Genomic DNA, 670 nt, shown 5'->3' with positions numbered 1-670 from the left:
GTCACCGGTGTTATTCGAGCCAGAGTTGCTGTTCCCAGTGTTGCTATCACCAGTGTTATTCGAGCCACTGTTCGAGTTACCTGTATTGCTGTCACCGGTGTTGTTCGAACCACTGTTCGAATTACCACTGTTTGAGTTACCGGTATTGTTGTCACCGGTGTTATTCGAGCCAGAGTTCGAGTTACCGGTGTTGTTGTCACCAGTGTTGTTTGAACCGCTGTTACTGTTCCCAGTGTTGGAATCACCGGTGTTGTTTGAACCAGAGTTCGAGTTACCGGTGTTGCTATCACCAGTGTTATTTGAGCCGGAGTTTGAATTACCTGTGTTGCTATCACCAGTGTTGTTTGAACCAGAGTTCGAGTTAGCGGTGTTGCTGTCACCGGTGTTGTTTGAACCACTGTTACTGTTCCCAGTGTTGCTGTCACCGGTGTTGTTCGAACCACTGTTCGAGTTACCAGTATTGCTGTCACCGGTGTTGTTTGAACCAGAGTTCGAGTTACCGGTATTGCTATCACCAGTGTTATTCGAGCCGGAGTTTGAATTACCTGTGTTGCTGTCACCAGTGTTGTTCGAGCCACCGTTCGAGTTACCAGTATTGCTGTCACCAGTATTGTTTGAACCGGAGTTCGAGTTACCAGTGTTACTGTCACCGGTGTTGTTCGAACCACTG

Annotated in this window: 1 protein-coding gene; it reads right to left on the bottom strand. The window is 47.9% G+C overall.

Annotated features, from left to right (window positions below):
• The coding region (locus ACKTR2_RS09685) for a beta strand repeat-containing protein (RefSeq protein WP_407884926.1) at positions 1 to 670 on the bottom strand (670 nt) is incomplete at both ends.

Source organism: Furfurilactobacillus curtus, assembly GCF_045862785.1.
Classification (GTDB): Bacteria; Bacillota; Bacilli; order Lactobacillales; family Lactobacillaceae; genus Furfurilactobacillus; species Furfurilactobacillus curtus.
Note: the sequence above shows the minus strand (reverse complement) of the source record. Positions and strands in the feature narration are given on the sequence as shown.